The sequence below is a fragment of the Acinetobacter guillouiae genome (assembly GCF_002370525.2).
Lineage (GTDB): Bacteria > Pseudomonadota > Gammaproteobacteria > Pseudomonadales > Moraxellaceae > Acinetobacter > Acinetobacter guillouiae.
The window spans coordinates 148804-166626 of sequence record NZ_AP014630.1 but is presented as its reverse complement, the minus strand read 5'-3'; the positions used below and the strand labels follow the sequence as shown (position 1 = coordinate 166626).

Annotated in this window: 17 protein-coding genes; 6 read left to right on the top strand and 11 right to left on the bottom strand. The window is 39.5% G+C overall.

Annotated elements, in window-relative coordinates; translation table 11 throughout:
• Positions 1-73: 73 nt before the first annotated feature.
• A complete protein-coding gene (locus AS4_RS00735; RefSeq protein ID WP_004718651.1) occupies positions 74-427 on the bottom strand; it encodes an HPF/RaiA family ribosome-associated protein in 354 nt (117 codons plus the stop codon).
• 503 nt (positions 428-930) lie between these two features.
• On the opposite strand from AS4_RS00735, the gene AS4_RS00730 reads away from it, so the two are divergent.
• From AS4_RS00730 to AS4_RS00715, 4 genes are all read left to right on the top strand, one after another.
• Positions 931-1653, top strand: a complete 723-nt coding sequence (locus tag AS4_RS00730) for an outer membrane protein OmpK (protein WP_096732575.1) — start codon at positions 931-933, stop codon at positions 1651-1653.
• A 113-nt stretch (positions 1654-1766) separates the two neighbouring features.
• Complete coding sequence (locus AS4_RS00725) at positions 1767-2270, top strand: GNAT family N-acetyltransferase (protein WP_096732573.1); 504 nt, start codon at positions 1767-1769, stop codon at positions 2268-2270.
• Between the two features lie 106 nt (positions 2271-2376).
• Positions 2377-3117, top strand: coding sequence for a hypothetical protein (locus AS4_RS00720; RefSeq protein ID WP_096732571.1), 741 nt, complete (start codon positions 2377-2379; stop codon positions 3115-3117).
• Positions 3118-3204: 87 nt separating this feature from the next.
• Positions 3205-3903, top strand: coding sequence for a phospholipase D family protein (locus AS4_RS00715; protein WP_096732569.1), 699 nt, complete (start codon positions 3205-3207; stop codon positions 3901-3903).
• 107 nt (positions 3904-4010) lie between these two features.
• Here the strand turns inward: AS4_RS00715 and urtE are convergent, their stop codons facing one another.
• The 7 genes from urtE to AS4_RS00680 all read right to left on the bottom strand — a co-directional run bounded on the left by urtE (position 4011) and on the right by AS4_RS00680 (position 12720).
• Positions 4011-4709: an urea ABC transporter ATP-binding subunit UrtE gene (gene urtE / locus AS4_RS00710; protein ID WP_096732567.1), complete on the bottom strand. Its 699-nt coding sequence runs from the start codon at positions 4707-4709 to the stop codon at positions 4011-4013.
• A 10-nt stretch (positions 4710-4719) separates the two neighbouring features.
• Positions 4720-5556, bottom strand: coding sequence for an urea ABC transporter ATP-binding protein UrtD (urtD, locus tag AS4_RS00705; protein WP_004718659.1), 837 nt, complete (start codon positions 5554-5556; stop codon positions 4720-4722).
• Positions 5556-6626: an urea ABC transporter permease subunit UrtC gene (gene urtC / locus AS4_RS00700; protein WP_004718664.1), complete on the bottom strand. Its 1071-nt coding sequence runs from the start codon at positions 6624-6626 to the stop codon at positions 5556-5558. Before urtC ends, urtD begins: the two co-directional genes overlap by 1 nt.
• Before the next feature lie 4 nt (positions 6627-6630).
• Positions 6631-8271: an urea ABC transporter permease subunit UrtB gene (gene urtB / locus AS4_RS00695; RefSeq protein ID WP_096732565.1), complete on the bottom strand. Its 1641-nt coding sequence runs from the start codon at positions 8269-8271 to the stop codon at positions 6631-6633.
• A gap of 101 nt (positions 8272-8372) precedes the next feature.
• The gene (gene urtA / locus AS4_RS00690) at positions 8373-9662 is read right to left on the bottom strand and encodes an urea ABC transporter substrate-binding protein (RefSeq protein WP_096735463.1); all 1290 of its coding nucleotides are present in this window, start codon (positions 9660-9662) and stop codon (positions 8373-8375) included.
• Between the two features lie 576 nt (positions 9663-10238).
• Entirely contained in the window at positions 10239-12119 is a 1881-nt protein-coding gene (gene parE, locus AS4_RS00685; protein WP_096732563.1) for a DNA topoisomerase IV subunit B, read from the bottom strand.
• Between the two features lie 16 nt (positions 12120-12135).
• On the bottom strand, positions 12136-12720 hold the full coding sequence (locus AS4_RS00680) for a YqiA/YcfP family alpha/beta fold hydrolase (protein WP_096732561.1): 585 nt from the start codon (positions 12718-12720) through the stop codon (positions 12136-12138).
• Positions 12721-12963: 243 nt separating this feature from the next.
• Here AS4_RS00680 and AS4_RS00675 point away from each other — a divergent pair, with 243 nt between their 5' ends.
• The gene (locus AS4_RS00675; protein ID WP_004818342.1) at positions 12964-14295 is read left to right on the top strand and encodes a PGAP1-like alpha/beta domain-containing protein; all 1332 of its coding nucleotides are present in this window, start codon (positions 12964-12966) and stop codon (positions 14293-14295) included.
• Between the two features lie 35 nt (positions 14296-14330).
• Here the strand turns inward: AS4_RS00675 and AS4_RS00670 are convergent, their stop codons facing one another.
• From AS4_RS00670 to gshA, 3 genes are all read right to left on the bottom strand, one after another.
• Entirely contained in the window at positions 14331-14846 is a 516-nt protein-coding gene (locus tag AS4_RS00670; protein ID WP_096732559.1) for a hypothetical protein, read from the bottom strand.
• Between the two features lie 76 nt (positions 14847-14922).
• Positions 14923-15417 carry a disulfide bond formation protein B gene (locus AS4_RS00665; protein ID WP_004718679.1) on the bottom strand — a complete coding sequence of 165 codons (495 nt, stop codon included), beginning with the start codon at positions 15415-15417 and terminating at the stop codon, positions 14923-14925.
• A 28-nt stretch (positions 15418-15445) separates the two neighbouring features.
• Complete coding sequence (gshA, locus tag AS4_RS00660) at positions 15446-17023, bottom strand: glutamate--cysteine ligase (protein WP_096732557.1); 1578 nt, start codon at positions 17021-17023, stop codon at positions 15446-15448.
• Positions 17024-17233: 210 nt separating this feature from the next.
• Here gshA and AS4_RS00655 point away from each other — a divergent pair, with 210 nt between their 5' ends.
• Complete coding sequence (locus tag AS4_RS00655) at positions 17234-17773, top strand: DUF924 family protein (protein ID WP_096732555.1); 540 nt, start codon at positions 17234-17236, stop codon at positions 17771-17773.
• Positions 17774-17823 lie beyond the last annotated feature (50 nt).

Genomic DNA, 17823 nt, shown 5'->3' with positions numbered 1-17823 from the left:
AAGACAATCCATAACTCTTTTAGAACAATAAAATTGAAGACCATAAAAAAGCCCCGAAGGGCTTTTTATCAGATCATGCTTCATCTGCATCAGCAAGTTCTAGTTTTCCACCACGTGGATTTTCAATTTTTTCTAATACGTGCTCTAGGCTACGCTTTACGCGATCTATCGCACCGTGTAATGAAAGATCAATGTTTTTCGCTCGATGTTTTACCACGACTGGCTTCAAACCCGCTGCTTTGACCTCAATCATACACTGGATATCATCCGCCCCACCTTTGTCACCGTTCTCATCACTGATATGAACTGAAAACTGGGTAATACGTTCGCTATGACGTTGGAATTCTTGATTTAGCTCATCGCGTACGTAAGTAATTAAACGATCACTATTTCTAATATTTTTATCTGTACGGATTTCTATATTCATAAAAAACATCCTCTTTCTAATCAAAAAACGAGTGCAAAACTTATATTTTCGGCACACTTTGCGCCTGCTGTATAAGACAGCTTTTCACCTACAATAAATTGGAACCGTAACTCCTCTATTGCAAAGATGAACACTTTTAACGATCTGCAGATAGGTGTTCTTATACATTCAATATCAGGCCATATTGGAAAATATGCAAGTAGATTTTTAACTTTTTTATGAAAAGAATATGAAAAATGACATCTTGTTACGTTACTTTATAAGTAAATGATTTAATTGATTTTTTAATGACTAATTCTGACTAAAAACATCAACTATGTTTAATTCTTAAGCTTTTAATGGATATAAATTATAAATCTTTGCTTTAAATATGCGACTCACGTTTTAAAACATTTCACCTCTTGATGTTTACATATTTATTTTCATTCCATCTAATTTTCGCTTTATTTTTATTTAAGAATCTGTATTCTTGAAGCGCTTTTCTTGGGGGAAAGGAAGAATTCATGAAACTTACACAAATTGCGGCTATCTGCGCAATCGCTTCAACTGCAACTTTGGCTCAAGCTGCGCCTGTTTGGCAAGATTTTAGTATTACTGGTCTTTATGGTGAAAACTATGAATTAACACCAGATGAGAAACAATCTACCATCACTTTTGAGTATGCTGCCAAACTTAAATACGGTGATTTCTTTGCCTTTGCTGACCGTACCAACAGTGATGGTCAGTCGGATACTTATTTTGAGGTTTCTCCCCGTCTTAGCTTAGGTGCTGTTTCTGGGAAAAAACTTGAATTAGGCCCAATTAAAGACGTATTAATCGCGACCACTTGGGAAGGTGGTAAAGACATGAACAACTACCTATACGGTGTTGGTGTTGATTTAGCCATTCCTTATTTTCAATATGCGCAATTAAATTTCTACCGTGCCAATAATGAAATCCAAGAAGATGACTATCAATTGACATTTACTTATGGAATTCCATTTAAAATTGCATCTGAAGAATTCCTTGTAGATGGTTTCTTGGATTGGTCAACTGCAGAAAAAGATCAAGTTTCTCACTCAAGCGAGTTGAACTGGACGACACAATGGAAATGGAATGCGGGTAAACACATTTCTCCAGATACGCGTCTATATCTTGGTGTTGAACACTCTGTATGGCACAACAAATATGGTGTTCCAGACAAAGATGAAAATAATGTCAGTGCTTTAATCAAGTATCATTTCTAAGACTGAGCTAAATCCATTGATCAGAAAGCAAAACTTCGGTTTTGCTTTTTTTATTGCCCTTAAAAATAATTCTTTTTAGAATACTCCTATCAATTTTCCATTGACCTGTATCCATGAATTTTCAGATCCGCCCCGCTCAAGCTTCTGACCTAACTGAGATTATGCGTATTTATAATCATGAAATTGCAACAGGTTTAGCAACATGGAACAGCCAATTAAAGACTTTTGCAGATTACCAGCAGTGGTTTCTAGAATTACAACAACAGCAATTTCCACTTTTTGTTGCTGAAGAAACAGCGACTCATGCCATTGCAGGCTATGCTGATTATGCAAGCTTTAGAGCAATCAACGGTTATCTATATACAGTTGAGCACTCTGTTTATATCGACCCAGAATTTACTCGACAAGGGCTCGGCAAACGCTTAATGCTGAAATTGATTGAACATGCTCAACAGCACAATATCCATGTTATGGTTGCTGCAATTGACCATGAAAATACTGGTTCGATTTATCTACACCAACAACTCGGATTTAAACAAACAGGTTATATGCCACAAGTCGGACAAAAATTTGGGAAGTGGCGTGATTTGGTGTTGATGCAATTAAATTTTGATTAAAATAGAGCAGTATTTATACAGCATCAGTCGTAAAATTTTTTTGTCGCTTTTTCAAAATCTGTTGTATAACCATAAACAATATTGCTGAACTTCAGAGCGAATATCGATGAATAAAATGATAATCAGTCTATTGGCACCATTTGCATTGATACTTAATACATCAAGCCATGCTGCTGACTACGATGAACAAAATATAAAACAGGGTTGTGCCAAACTCAGTCAATATCGTAAATTGGGACAAAAATTTTACGACCAGAAAAACTATAAAAAAGCGCTTGATCAGTTTCAAAGACAAGCATCTTGGAGTGCTTTTTGTCAGTCTGTGGGTGAAGAAGACACTGGCATTCGGGTTTCAGATAATGACATCGACATTGCCAATAATAATGTGGGTTTAACGTATAGCAAACTCAATCAACCCTTATGGGCAAGAGCGTGGTTTCAAATTAAACCCACAAAAACCAGTCAATTTAATTTAAAAAAGTTAGTAACACCAAAACCAAACAATGACTTAACAGGAGAATATGCCAGTTATGCAGGTTTTGGCGAATGGAACAATATCACCATTAAAAAACGTGATCAGAAATATCTCATTCAATTCACTGGTCTATGGATGGGTGCTCGAAGCCTACTTTATGGTCCAAATATTGGCGAGTTTGAAACAGAAATGCCACTTCATGCCAAGAAAGCAAACTATCGTTTTGAAAATTGTCAAATTGACATCAATTTCACTTATAACGCCTCTTTAGGCAATTTTATTGAAGTGAAAGAATTAAATGAACAAGCCGATTGTGGTTTTGGCATGAATGTTTCATCAACGGGCTATTATCAGAAAGTTGAGCCTCAATAAAATTTTGATTCGGAATTTGAAATAGTTTAGTTTGTTGTATTATATGCTTTAATATCCTTTACTTAATACATAATAATTGGGTGAAAAATGGCAAAATTTCTAAATACGAGCGGTACAAATTTTTTCTTAGAAGAATTAATAAAAAATGCAAAAGAAAGACTGATTTTAATTAGCCCTTATCTTCGGCTTAATGACCGTATCAAAGAATTATTAGAGGATAAAAATCGTTTAAAAATTGATATTCGGATCATTTATGGGAAAAGCGATTTACATCCTGATGAAATTAAATGGATGCAAAAATTAGATTATGTTCGAGTAAGTTTCTGCAAAAATCTTCATGCTAAATGTTATTTAAATGAAACAAGTTGCATTATTTCCAGCTTAAATTTATATGAATTTAGCCAAGTAAATAATAATGAAATGGGGATCTTAATCAATAAAGAAGATGATACTGACGTATATAAAGATGCCTATGAAGAAGCTCAACGTATCATTCGTATTAGCGATGAGGTTCGAATTTCTCTTGATGAAGTCAAAACAGAAGAAGTGGAAGATAATTCAAAAGAGCTATTAGAGAATCCAAGTAAATTAACTTCCTCAAAACTTGCTGCTAAACATAAGCTTAAAACGCCTGAATTATTAGATAAACTTGTAGAAAAAGGTTTTTTAACTTTAAACGATGGCGGTAAACATTATTTAACTGAACAAGGTAAAACTGTGGGTGGAGAATTCAGATCAAGCCAATATGGTGGTTATTTTCTGTGGAATGAAAATACAGAAATCTAGACTATTTTCATGTGTATTCGTTTAGGCTTAATCGAATACAAGGCTTGAAAAGAATGAAGTTCTCACTATTCATTTTATGAGTTGAGAGCTTCATTCCTCATTAACCATCAAATCGCCACTAAATCACGAATCCCCTTTTCAGTCATTTCTTCACCAATGCCTTGTGCCACCACTTGACCACGTGCCATCACGGTATAGTTATCTGCCAATTCCTCGGCAAAATCATAGAATTGCTCGACCAGTACAATCGCCATTTCGCCACCATCAGCCAATTTGCGAATCACTCGACCAATATCTTTAATAATCGAAGGCTGAATTCCTTCGGTCGGCTCATCTAAAATCAAAACTTTCGGTTCGGAGGCTAAAGCACGTGCAATGGCCAATTGCTGTTGCTGCCCACCCGATAAATCACCGCCTCGACGATGTTTCATTTCATCTAAGACAGGAAAAATTTCATATAAATGCTCAGGGACTTTACGGGTTTTTGCACCTGAAAATTTTGCCATGCCGATCAAAATATTTTCCTCTACTGTGAGTGTAGAAAAAATATCACGCCCTTGAGGAACATAGGCCAAACCCGCACGTACACGCTGTTCAGGGCTCATTTTAGCAATGTCTTTACCATCCAATAAGATTTGCCCAGACTTAATCGGTAAAATTCCCATCAAACATTTTAATAAGGTGGTTTTACCCACACCATTCCGTCCTAAAACTACGGAACACTCTCCAATCGGCGCAGTTAAAGTCACATCACGGAGAATGTGACTGCCCCCATAAAATTGATTGACGTCTTTTATTTCTAGCATGTTGCTCCCCTTAACGTCCTAAATACTTTTCAATCACATCTTCATTGGCTTGTACTTCCGCCAAGGTTCCCTCTGCAAGAATGGCGCCTTGCGCAAGGACCGTGACTTTCTCACTAATGGTGTCGATAAAGCTCATATCATGCTCGACCACAACCAAGGTATGATTCTTTTTTAATTCCAAACATAACTCTGCTGTCCGTTCAGTTTCAGCATCGGTCATTCCCGCTACAGGCTCATCCAACAAGATCAGTTTAGGTCGTTGCATCAACAGCATGCCAATCTCTAGCCACTGCTTTTGACCATGTGATAACAATCCCGCAGGCTTTTGAATAAACTCTTGTAAACGAATCTGTTGCAAAGATTCATCCAAAGCCAACTGTGCATCGGGACTTAACTTACTGAAAAAACTTTTTTTCACGGTTTTGTCTTTTGGTGCAGCAAGGAGCAGATTTTCCATCACAGTAAAATTTTCAAATACAGTCGGTTTCTGAAACTTACGCCCAATACCCGCTTCTGCAATTTGTTCAGTACTCATTTTGGCAAGATCATAGTTTTGACCAAAAAAGGCAGAACCTTCGGTAGGACGTGTTTTACCGGTGATCACATCCATCAGCGTGGTTTTCCCCGCACCATTTGGTCCAATAATGCAGCGCAACTCCCCTTCTTCAATGTAAAGAGACAAATCATTTAAAGCGCGGAAAGAATCAAACCATACACTGACTTTCTCTAAATAAAGTGCAATACCATGACTGAAATCAGCACCTTCAGCTTTAGGACGACCATAACCCTCACCGATTTGGCCACCATGTTGCGAATTTAAGCCCAAATCTGACAATAGCTCTGACATTAGTGATCCTCCTTTTTAAAGCGCTCAAGCAATCCAATCACCCCTTTAGGGAGGAAGATGGTTACAACGATAAATAATGCACCAAGGATCAATAACCATATTTCAGGATATGCAACGGTAAAATAGGTTTTAACTCCATTGATCAGACCTGCACCTAGAATTGGGCCAATCAATGTGCCACGACCACCTGCTGCAACCCAAACCGCCATTTCAATCGAATTCACAGGATTCATTTCGCTTGGATTAATGATGCCTGCTTGTGGGACATACAATGCACCTGCAATTCCGGCAATCACCGCTGAAAGGACCCATGCCGACAGTTTGTACCACAGGGTACGATAGCCTAAATATTGCAAACGGTTTTCGCTATCACGGATTGCCCCCAACACTCGACCATAAGGCTTATTCATTAAACTACGTAAGCCGATAAAGCTGAGTAACAACACTAAGGCAGTAAGGAAACATAATGTTGCTCGCATAGAAGCAGAGGTAATATCCATCCCAAGAATGGTTTTAAATCCAGTAAAGCCATTGTTCCCGCCAAAACCTGTTTCATTGCGGAAGAACAAAAGTGCAGCAGCAAAAGTCATGGCTTGGGTGATAATCGAAAAATACACACCTTTAATTTTGGAACGAAATGCAAAGAATCCAAAGATAAAGGCAATCACGCCTGGTACCAAAATCACCAAAGCCAAAGCCCATAAGAAGTGCTGGGTTCCGACCCAGTACCAAGGCAGCTCAGTCCAACTGAGAAAACGCATAAAGTCAGGCAATTGCTCGCCTGCTGACTCTCGCATCAGATACATACCAAAAGCATAACCACCCAAAGCAAAATATAACCCATGCCCTAAACTCAGGATGCCGGCATAACCCCAAACTAGATCCAAAGCCAGTGCAACCAAGGCGAGACACATGATTTTGCCAATCAAAGTCACCCAGTATGCTGAGAGGTGTAAGGCTGAATCTTGTGGCAACACATGAAACCACGGCAGAATCAGCATCACAGCGAAACATACAGCAATGGCAATTGCACTATAGGGTTTATCTGAAAGTAATGATGTGATTTTCATAGGCTTACTCCACAAAACGACCTTTGATAGCGAATAAACCTTGTGGGCGTTTTTGAATAAACAGAATCACAAGAACCAAGAGAATAATTTTGGCGAGCACTGCGCCCATACCAATTTCGAGAATTGTTCCACTCACACCTAAACCTAATGCGGCAAGCACAGCGCCCCAAACCTGACCAACACCACCCACAACAACCACAAGGAAAGCATCAATAATATAGTTTTGCCCTAGGTCAGGTCCGACATTGCCAACTTGTGCCAAGGCACAGCCTGCCAGTCCTGCAAGTCCTGAACCCAGACCAAAGGCCATCATATCGATTCGTGCAGAACGGATACCGACAGCACGCGCCATCTGACGGTTTTGCGTAACCGCACGGACGAATAGACCAAATCGGGTTTTATTAAGCAGGTAAACCAGTAAAAGTAATACAGCGATGGTGAAAACGATGATCGCGATACGGTTATAGGGCAGCATCAAACTAGGTGTAAGTGAAATTCCACCTGAAAGCCATGAAATATTTGATACTTCCACATTTTGCGCACCAAAAATCATCCGTACCAATTGCATCAAAATAAGGCTGACACCGAAGGTCGCCAACAAGGTTTCTAACTGACGGCCATACAACGGACGAATCACGGTTCGTTCAATTAACATGCCAATCAAAGCACTAACTAAAAACGCTGCTGGAATTGCTGCAATCAGGTACCAATCCACATAAGCAGCCAAATGAGTTTTAAAGAAACTTTGCACCACATAAGTGGTATAAGCACCGATCATGATCAACTCGCCATGCGCCATATTGATCACACCGAGTAGGCCATAAGTAATCGCCAGCCCTAATGCTGCAAGCAATAAAATACTTGCAGTACTGAAGCCTGAAAAAACATGTCCTGTCCATTCACTGGCTTGAATGCGGGTTTTAATACTACTTTGCGCACTGACCAATGCAGCCTTTAATTCTGGATTTAAGTTTGGCTGTGTTAGCGCTTGTTCGATGATCGCCAGAACATCAGGACGACTAGAATCTTTTAGCGTTTTAACCGCCTGAATTTTGGTGAGTGTATCTGGACTATTAAAATCAATTCGTGCTTTTAACTGGGCTAAACGTGCCTTCACTTTATTATTTTTTTCATTGAGATAAAGTTGGTTGATGACCTTGATATCCAGTTCATCTAAATTATTTTCCAAGATATCAATCGCAGCCAATCGCTGTGATGCATCTGGGGACTGTAACTTGATCTTCGCCTGACCAAAACTTAAGGCTTTATGCAAAGTGTTGACCAGCGTCACTTGATTTAAATCACCTGGCCAATCAGTAATTGCCTGTTCATCTGGATAACTGAACAGCTTATCTCCAGCTTTCATGATGTAGGTATTGCCCGAACTGTCGGTATAAAGCTCGTCGTTTTCAACATAAGCCACCAGCTTATCAAGTTCTTCAATACTTGCTGGCCATTGATTCAGCATCGCTCTACGCTTTGCAAAATCTGCACGTACAAATTTTTGAATGACATCATCATGACTTGCTGCTGTCTGAGCTGATGACGATTGCGCTACTGGCACAGATTCAGCAAAAATCTGTTGAATAATAAATAATTGAGAGATCGTAAAAAAAAGTGCTGCGAGTTTCAGTCTAAGTGACATGTGCAACTCCCCCTATTTTTGTTTAAATACAATGACCTTTAAAGTTGAGTCATCAGTTAAGCCCACTACACATGTAGCAGGCTTTTGGGGTCGTAAAGTCTTTATTTAGGAATGTACGGGCTCCATGGTTCCGCTTTGATCGGTTGAGGACTCTTGTAAACCACATCAAATTGCCCATCACCACGAATTTGTCCGATCATTACAGGCTTATGTAAGTGATGATTGCTGGCATCCATACTTAAGGTATAGCCTGACGGTGCTTTAAAGCTTTGACCCGCCATCGCTTCACGGACTTTGTCTACATCCGTTGTTCCCGCTTTTTCAACGGCTTGTTTCCACATATTGATACCAACGTAGGTGGCTTCCATTGGGTCATTGGTCACCAATTTACTGGCATTGGGTAGCTTATATTCCACTGCATATTGCTTCATCTTATTGACGAATTCGGTATTTACTGGATTCTTCACAGACATGAAGTAGTTCCACGATGCCAAATGCCCGACCAGTGGTTTGGTGTCGATCCCGCGTAATTCTTCTTCACCGACTGAAAAGGCCATCACAGGAATATCCGAAGCTTTTATGCCTTGGTTACCCAATTCACGATAGAACGGTACATTAGAATCACCATTGATGGTGGAAATAACCGCGGTCTTTTTACCCGCAGCAAATTTCTTAATATTGCCGACGATGGTTTGATAATTACTGTGTCCAAATGGCGTGTATTCTTCCATGATGTCTGCATCGGCAACACCTTTAGACTTTAAGAATGCACGTAAAATTTTGTTGGTGGTTCGCGGGTAGACGTAGTCAGTACCTAATAAGACAAAACGTTGTGCCTTACCTCCCTCTTCACCCATTAAATATTCAACAGCAGGAATCGCTTGTTGGTTAGGTGCTGCGCCTGTATAGAAAATATTTTTAGACTGTTCTTGGCCTTCGTATTGCACTGGATAGAACAACAGACCATTGAGCTCCTCTACAACTGGTAACACTGATTTACGAGAAACTGAAGTCCAGCAGCCAAAAATGACAGCGACTTTGTCCTGAGTTATTAACTGGCGGGCTTTTTCAGCAAATAATGGCCAGTCTGATGCAGGATCGACGACAACAGGCTCAAGCTTTTTACCCATCACCCCACCTTTGGCATTAATTTCATTGATTGCCATGAGTGCCGTATCTTTAAGCGACGTTTCAGAGATTGCCATGGTTCCAGACAGTGAATGCAAGATGCCCACTTTAATTGTGTCACCGCTTGTGGCAGTTGCCGATTTATTTTCTGCTGCGGGTTTCGCTTCCGTTTTATCTGCGGGCTTTGAGCAAGCTGTCAGCGCAATGCTCCCCATCATTGCCACAGCGAGAAGTGTTTTTGAAAACATTTTTTGTTGGAACATCATCTTTTTCTCTCCAAACCTTTTGGTGCATTTTTGAATGCGCGATTTTGCTTTTACCTGACAGGCTTAATTCAATTTTTATGCCAAGTGGAGAATTTGTGATTTTATCGCTGAATATTTATCCTGATAAAATATAATAAAATCAAAATATTAAATGCTATTATTTTTATATAAGTTGAAGATACGTTGATAGGCATCAAATGCCTTTCAATCACTGGATATAGCCAGCACTTAGCAAGTGAAAATGCGAGATTAAAAGCCACACTGGTCAAATTAAGTGCGATTTTTTTTGTTTAAAATGAGCGATGAGAGTGCAAAAAATTTACCCAGAATTAAATTTTTAGGACTTTCGGGATAAATTCTGCTTTAAAGCACCAAACGCTTTTGACAGGATGACCCAATCCTTGAGATGGATGGAGTAGAGGTAAAAGAATAAGAGAAAAAATAGAAAAGCAATACAAAAATAATTTGTATTACGATCAATATAATTCTGTTTGCATCAATGCGATATTTGAGAGGTACCAAAAAAAATGATGCACTGGGGCATCATTTTTTAAATATGCATAAGTTCAGCAATCAAACACTCAAATCAGCTAAATTACCTTTTTGCTCTAACCAGTCTTTACGATCACCTGACCTTTTTTTGGCAAGTAATTTATCCAGTAAGCCTGTTGTGTGATGCGTGTCGTCCAAATCCAACTGCACCAAACGGCGTGTATTTGGATCTAAGGTGGTTTCACGCAATTGACTGGCGTTCATTTCACCCAAACCTTTAAATCGAGTAATTTGCGGGTTTTTAGATTTAACTCTCTTTAAGATAGCTTCTAACTCTTCGTTATCAAGCGCGTAATAAACATCTTTGGCATCATCGATACGGAACAATGGTGGCATTGCAACATATAGGTGCCCAGCATCAACCATTGCAGGGAAATGCTTGACGAAGAGTGCACAAAGCAAGGTCGCGATATGTAAACCATCTGAATCGGCATCGGCAAGGATACAAATTTTGCCATAACGTAATTCGGAAAGATCATCACTGCCCGGATCTACACCGATTGCAATCGCAATATTATGCACTTCTTGAGAGGCCAACACCTCGTCAGAAGACACTTCCCAAGTATTTAAAATTTTCCCACGAATCGGCATGATCGCTTGGAAGTTTTTATCACGGGCTTGTTTTGCAGAACCACCGGCAGAGTCACCTTCGACGATAAACAGTTCCGATTCTTCAAGGGTATGACCGACACAATCTGATAGTTTTCCGGGCAAGGTAGGACCGGCAACAATCTTTTTACGTTCAACTTTTTTAGCTGCTTTTAAACGGCGACCCGCTTTCGCAATCACAATCTCAGCCAATTGCATGGCCACTTCAGAGTTTTGATTTAGCCAGAGCGCAAAAGCATCTTTGGCAATATTTAAAACAATGTTAGACGCTTCTCGGCTTGAAAGACGTTCTTTGGTTTGTCCTGAGAATTGTGGCTCTTGGAATTTAAGCGACAGAATATAATTGACCCCGTCCCAAACATCTTCAGCAGACAATTTGAGATTACGTGGCAACAAGTTACGTAACTCACAAAACTCACGCATCGCATCGGTAACACCTGAGCGTAACCCGTTTACATGGGTTCCCCCTTGTGCCGTTGGGATCAAATTCACATAACTTTCCTGAATTTGTTCGCCACCCTCAGCATTCCAGCAAATTGCAAACTCAGCGCTGGCGCGTTCAGCTTCACCCGTTGCAACAAAGGCAGGATCTGGAATGATTTCACGATCTTGTAATTCATCCATCAAATAGTCGACGAGACCATTTTCAAACTGCCATTCAATTTTTTCGTCATTAATCTGGTCAATATAATTAATTTGTAAACCAGCAGCCAATACCGCTTTGGCTTTGAGATTATGTTTTAACGCTTTTAAAGCAAATTTAGGAGAGTCAAAATATTTCGCTTCTGGCCAAAAATGTACTGTTGTCCCCGTAGCACGTTTTGGCGCTTTACCTTCCAAAATCTCTAAAGGCGCAACAGGTTCACCATGTTCAAACGCCATTTTATAAAGATTGCCGTGGCGTTGAACTTCAACTTCAACACGATCAGACAAGGCATTGACCACGGAAATCCCAACACCATGCAAACCGCCCGAAAACTGATAGTTATCGGTGCTAAATTTACCGCCTGCATGCAGTTTCGTTAGGATAATTTCAATCCCGCTTTGTCCGTATTCAGGGTGAATATCGACTGGCATACCACGCCCATTGTCTTCGACCGACAACGAACCATCTTTATATACCGTGACAGTAATTTTATTGGCATGTCCTGCAAGTGCCTCATCGACAGCATTATCAATTACTTCTTGCGCCAAATGGTTTGGACGAGTGGTATCGGTATACATACCTGGACGGCGACGTACAGGATCTAAACCAGATAATACTTCAAGTGATTGGGCCGTATATTGAGACACGTTGAGTTTTTTCCTTTTATTTTACGGAGTATGATAAAAATTCCAGAATCATGGGTATTTTATCTGCAAAATCTTCCATCGCATGATTACCATGCATTTCTGTCATGATCAATGATGTGTGTGGAGCTGCACTATAATACCGTTCAGCGTCACGATAATCTAAAACTTCATCACCTTGTTGCAATAAGACCAGTATTTTGTCTGCATCTTGTACAAATGGCACGGCAATCGCTTCCAAGTAGTCAAGTTGTAAACGATCTAAAGTCCATTGTTCATTGATCTTATAGGGAATCTGTTCAATTCCAAATAAATTACTGAACAATTGCCATGGTCGCATAGCTGGATTAATTAAAACAGCAGGCACACCATATTTTGCGACCAATTGTGTCGCATAAAAGCCACCAAAGCTACTCCCCACCAGTGCAACATCAGGCAATTTTTCAATGAGCGCTGAAATTTGATCTAAAACCAGTTGCGGATGCTGGTTTAAATCAGGCAAATGCACACAATGCGATGAATAACATCGACAATAATCATCTAGTTGTTGCCCTTTTATTGATAAAGGACTACTTTTAAAACCATGTAAATAAATAATATTCATTGAAAATAGTTTGCTTTTTTACCACCAATGTTTTAATTTTTAATGTGATTCAAATCACATTATTGTTTTAATTTGTATATGTCAGGATATTGTCCGACAAAAAACTAAAACTTAATCGCAATTATCGGTATTTTAAATAGTGTTCAGGATGAACAAGATAAGATGATTGCCTAGGGATTTATACATTGATCTAAAGCAAAAATAAAGTCTTTGTTCCAGATCAATATGGATGAGGAAATAACCATGCCAAGCTTAACCCCTTTACACGAAACCTATTGTAAGTGGGATCGTTCGCCTCCAAGTCAGGCCGACGTATTAGAGGGTTTAGCACAGTTAGTCAGTACGCCGCTCAGTGGTATGGTCCAAGACTTCATCCAATCAATCCAACGTGAAATGTTGCTGAGTATTTTTGGCTTAAGTAAACAAAAAGCCAAACGATTTCAATCCCGTCCGATTGTCGATAAATTCTATCAATTTGGTTATCACGCATTGCAAAATTATGGTAGCCACCTGATTGCCCCGATTTTACGTAAAACCATTGAACGTTTTCCAAATTTACATGATAAGCCATTGACCTCTCACATGACTTTTTTGGTTAGTGTTTTAAATGGGGTATTGGGCGATTATTTATTAGCAACTCATAATCCGCTCGCACTGTCACCGGTACTCTATGATCATTATGGTTCATTACAGCAAGGCGACTTGGCTGGTCGTGTGGTGATTTTCTCCCATGGTTTATGTATGAATTATCAAGACTGGACCAATCGTAACAATGGCGGTATTGGTGAGAAACTCTTGGCTCAACGTGATCACAACACCATGTTGTATTTTCACTACAATACTGGACGTAGAATTTCAGCCAATGGACGTTCATTGGCAAATCTTTTAGAAGATTTGATCAAACGCAACCCTCGTATTACCAGTATTGATTTAATTGGACACAGTATGGGTGGCTTGGTTTCTCGCAGTGCGCTTTTCTATGGCAAACAAAACATGCACCAGTGGTTCCACATGGTTGAGAATCTGGTTTGTATTGGCTCCCCGCATCATGGTGCGTTATTAGAACGTTTTGGGTTTGCCATGCAAGAGAAAGTGGGGAATTTCCCGATTGTTAAAATGATCAGCCATATCGTCAATATCCGCAGTAACGGTATCTTAGACTTGCGTTATGGAAGTGTTCGAGATGATGACTGGGAGCATAACAATGCTCGTATTGGTTTGATGGATGACAACCGTAAACCAGCTCCGCTACCGTCGCATATCAATACCTTTTTAATTGCAGGCACGCTGGAATTTGAAAACCGCAAAAATCGCACCTTAAAAGTGATTGGCGACTATCTGGTCAGTGTTAAAAGTGCCTTGGGTGAACACCCGAACCCACGCTTTCAGTTAAAATTACCTGAATCGCATAAAGCTGTGTTTTATGGCTTAAACCATCTTGAGATTCAATATCATCCTTTGGTTTCGGAACAGATTGCCAAATGGTTTTATCCGCACCATGATGAATTGGCAGAAGAACAAATTCGCAAATACTTGATTAAATTAGAAAGTATGCAAGGGATTGTTGAAACTTAATTGCAAAAAAGCTGATCTTTAATCGGCCTTTTTTGCTATTTCACTTCAATTTGATAAGACTTGTTCTGCTGAGGATCAATCATGTCACCATATTCATCAAAGTTTGATTTTTCTGCACATTGGGTATCGATCAATAAGCGTTGATTTTTTGCAATAAAGCCTTGTTTTAACTCACAAGTCCAAGCTTTATTATAAAATTTTTGGCTAAGCTTTTTACCTGTTAAATCAAATTGCGTCACCCCAATCAGCGACTGGGCAAGTGTTCTTGCAGGATGGCTCTGCGACACAGACAATACATAGTATCTGCCACCGTGTAATTGACAGTCTTTGATTCGACTTGAAAAATAATCTGGGTCGACAATAAATTTTTTAAATGGCTGAGCGCCCAATTTGATATAGGAAACATCGGCTGGAATGGTGTCATCAAATTCAGATTTAAACTGACAAGATACATCTTTTCTGACCACAGTGTTGGCTGGTTTTGCAGAGACTTGTGCTGTAGCCAAACAGACCAGTATGACGATCCCGGCTAAATTTATTTTATGATTCATGGTTTTGCTTGATTTATAAATAATTGAAGTTTATATGAAAAAAGAGCCAGTTTAGACTGGCTCTTGATGTTTTAAATTAGTACTTTCTAAATAACTGCCATAGACTGATCAATGCCAATACACTGAAAAACAGTAATGACCAAACAGGTAAAGACTGTCCTAAGAAAGTCCAATCGACCATGGCACATTCGCCAGAACCCTTAAGCACATTTTCAAACACAGCCTTTAAAGGCAAAGTGTTGACCCAATAGTCCAGACCGGGACCACAACTTGGAACCTGATCTTTGGGTAGGTTCTGTAGCCACACATGACGAGCGGCAACACCAACTGACCAAGAAATCGCAGCTAAACCCAAAAAGCTATAAATGCGTTTAAATACATTTGTTTTTGGGTTATGCAAAAAGGCAATCAGTGAAATTAGCCCTAGACCAATCAATCCAATACGCTGAAATACGCATAGTGGACATGGCTCAAGCCCTTGTACATGCTCTAAATAGAGCGCAAATGACATACCAATCACACTTGCCAAAAATAAAAGACCACTTACGAAGCGATAACTACGCCATTGCATGGAACTTCCTCATTATTTAATCTATGTTTTATCTAAATTTACTCAGATAATCCTCGAAACTTATACTTGTATTTTGTTCAAGTTGCTGTTGTTCTGCGAGAGATGTTCGAGTAAGCCCCTCAAAATACGCTAAAGTTTCCGGACTTAATACATGTTGTTCGTAACTTTGGATATGTTGATTGGCCATATAGCCACCAAAATTCCATGTACCACCTTGCTCTACAGTATCGGCAATCACATGCGCTGATAGTGTTTCATCCACATCATCAATACGTGTTTGCATCACCGTCAATGCTTGACGATATAAATCTGTTGCATAGGATTGGTTGAGTAGATCTGCAAGTGGTTGCATGGCGGTGACATGCTGTTGAATCCACTCAAGTAATGGATATTCAACACCCGCTTCAATGATTTTCGCATTTGGCGCACGACCACGATTGACCACTTCAGCCTGATTTTGCTCAATAATATCTTGTTCTTCATCCCATAAATCTGGGCTTTCTTTAAGCAAGCAATACAACGCAACCACTTCCAAGAAGCCTGCTGTATCCTCATCGATACCAATAGCGCTGTATGGATTTACATCTACCGCGCGTAACTCAACATAGCCAATCCCACGATTTGACAAGGCCTGAGATGGCGTTTCCCCTGCTTGTGGCACTTGTTTTGGACGGACTAAGCTGTAGTATTCATTTTCAATTTGTAAGACGTGATCATTAATTTGAATCGGCTGACCATTGGCATCGTTTAAACCTAAATGACTAAACTGTGCATAAGGTGAATTAACCGCTTTTTGTAATTCAGCCACGTAACTTTCTAAATTGTTGTAATGAATACCCAATTGTTTTTGTGCAGAATTTTGATAACCAAAACGCCCCATACGCAATGCTGTGGCATAAGGTAGAAATAATGTGCCTTTGATTAAAGGCAACAATTGATGTTCACGGCCTGTCATAAAGCATTTACAAACTGAAGGGCTAGCACCTACCAAATACATCACAAGAGGAGTTAAACGAATAAAGTTACGGATTAATCCAAGATAACGATGACTGCGATAGTCTTGCAGGCTTAAGGCTTTAAGCGATTCATTGCTTTCATGTTGTTGTAATTGTTCAAATAACGCATCTGGGAAAGACACATTGTAATGCACACCCGAAATCGTCTGCATACGGCGACCATAACGAATGCCTAGACCATGACGGTATAAGGTTTTGAATTGACCAATATTGGATGTGCCATATTGCGCCAAACGGATATTTTCTTCTTTGTCATCCAGCATACATGGCATGGACAAAGTCCATAGCTTTTCACCATTTTCTAAATGACGATGCACAACAGCATGGACATCTGTTAAAAAGCTTAACGCTTCAGGAATGCTTTCTTTGGGGGGTGTAATAAACTCCATCAAAGCTTCTGAATAATCTGTGGTGATATGCGGATGTGTTAGGGCAGAGCCTAAAGACTGAGGATGATCAGCCTGTGATAAAAAGCCATTACTTTGCATACGCAGGCTTTCACGTTCAATGCCACGTAACATGCCTCTGAATAAGGTAGAATCCACCCAATTTGGTACTAAAGATTGGGAAATCGTTTCGGGTTGACTCATACTTACTCGCTTATCTTAAAGAATTTTTTAAAATAAAATGTTTTGATGCGCGCAGTATAACGTTATTTATCGATATACACGTATAAGCATCGTTGTTTTAAATGAATTATTCACTTTATTTCGGAAAAGTTTTTAACACAAACTGCCTCTACAAGACATCTAAAATTTGTGATTTTATAGAAAAATTACCACTAAAGAATTGTAACTACTATGAATTATCAAGAAATTATCGATTTTTGGTTTAGTGAAGAAACTCAGCCATTTTGGTTCGCAAAAAGTGACGCATTCGATCAAACTTTGCACCAGCGATTTGCACATACCTTGGATCAAGCCAAACATTGTGAGCTATGGACTTGGCGTGCGACAGCAGAAGGTCGCTTGGCTGAAATTATTGTTTTAGATCAATTCTCGCGTAATTTGTATCGAGATCATGCTGAATCTTTTGCACAAGATGCCTTGGCACTTGCACTATCACAAGAAGCAATTCAGCTGAATTTAGATCAACAATTAAGCCCCGAACAGCGTTCATTCCTGTATATGCCATTTATGCATAGCGAATCAAAAATTATCCATATCCAAGCTTTACAACTTTTTGAACAGCTGGGCAATCCACTCAATTTAGATTTTGAGAAAAAGCATAAAGTGATTATTGATCGTTTTGGACGTTATCCTCACCGTAATCAAATTTTAGGGCGAAGCTCAACGGCAGAAGAAATTGAATTTTTAAAACAACCAAATAGTCATTTTTAATCCTATTCATTTTTATCTAAACAGCTTATGCAGAAATATTTTGCATAAGC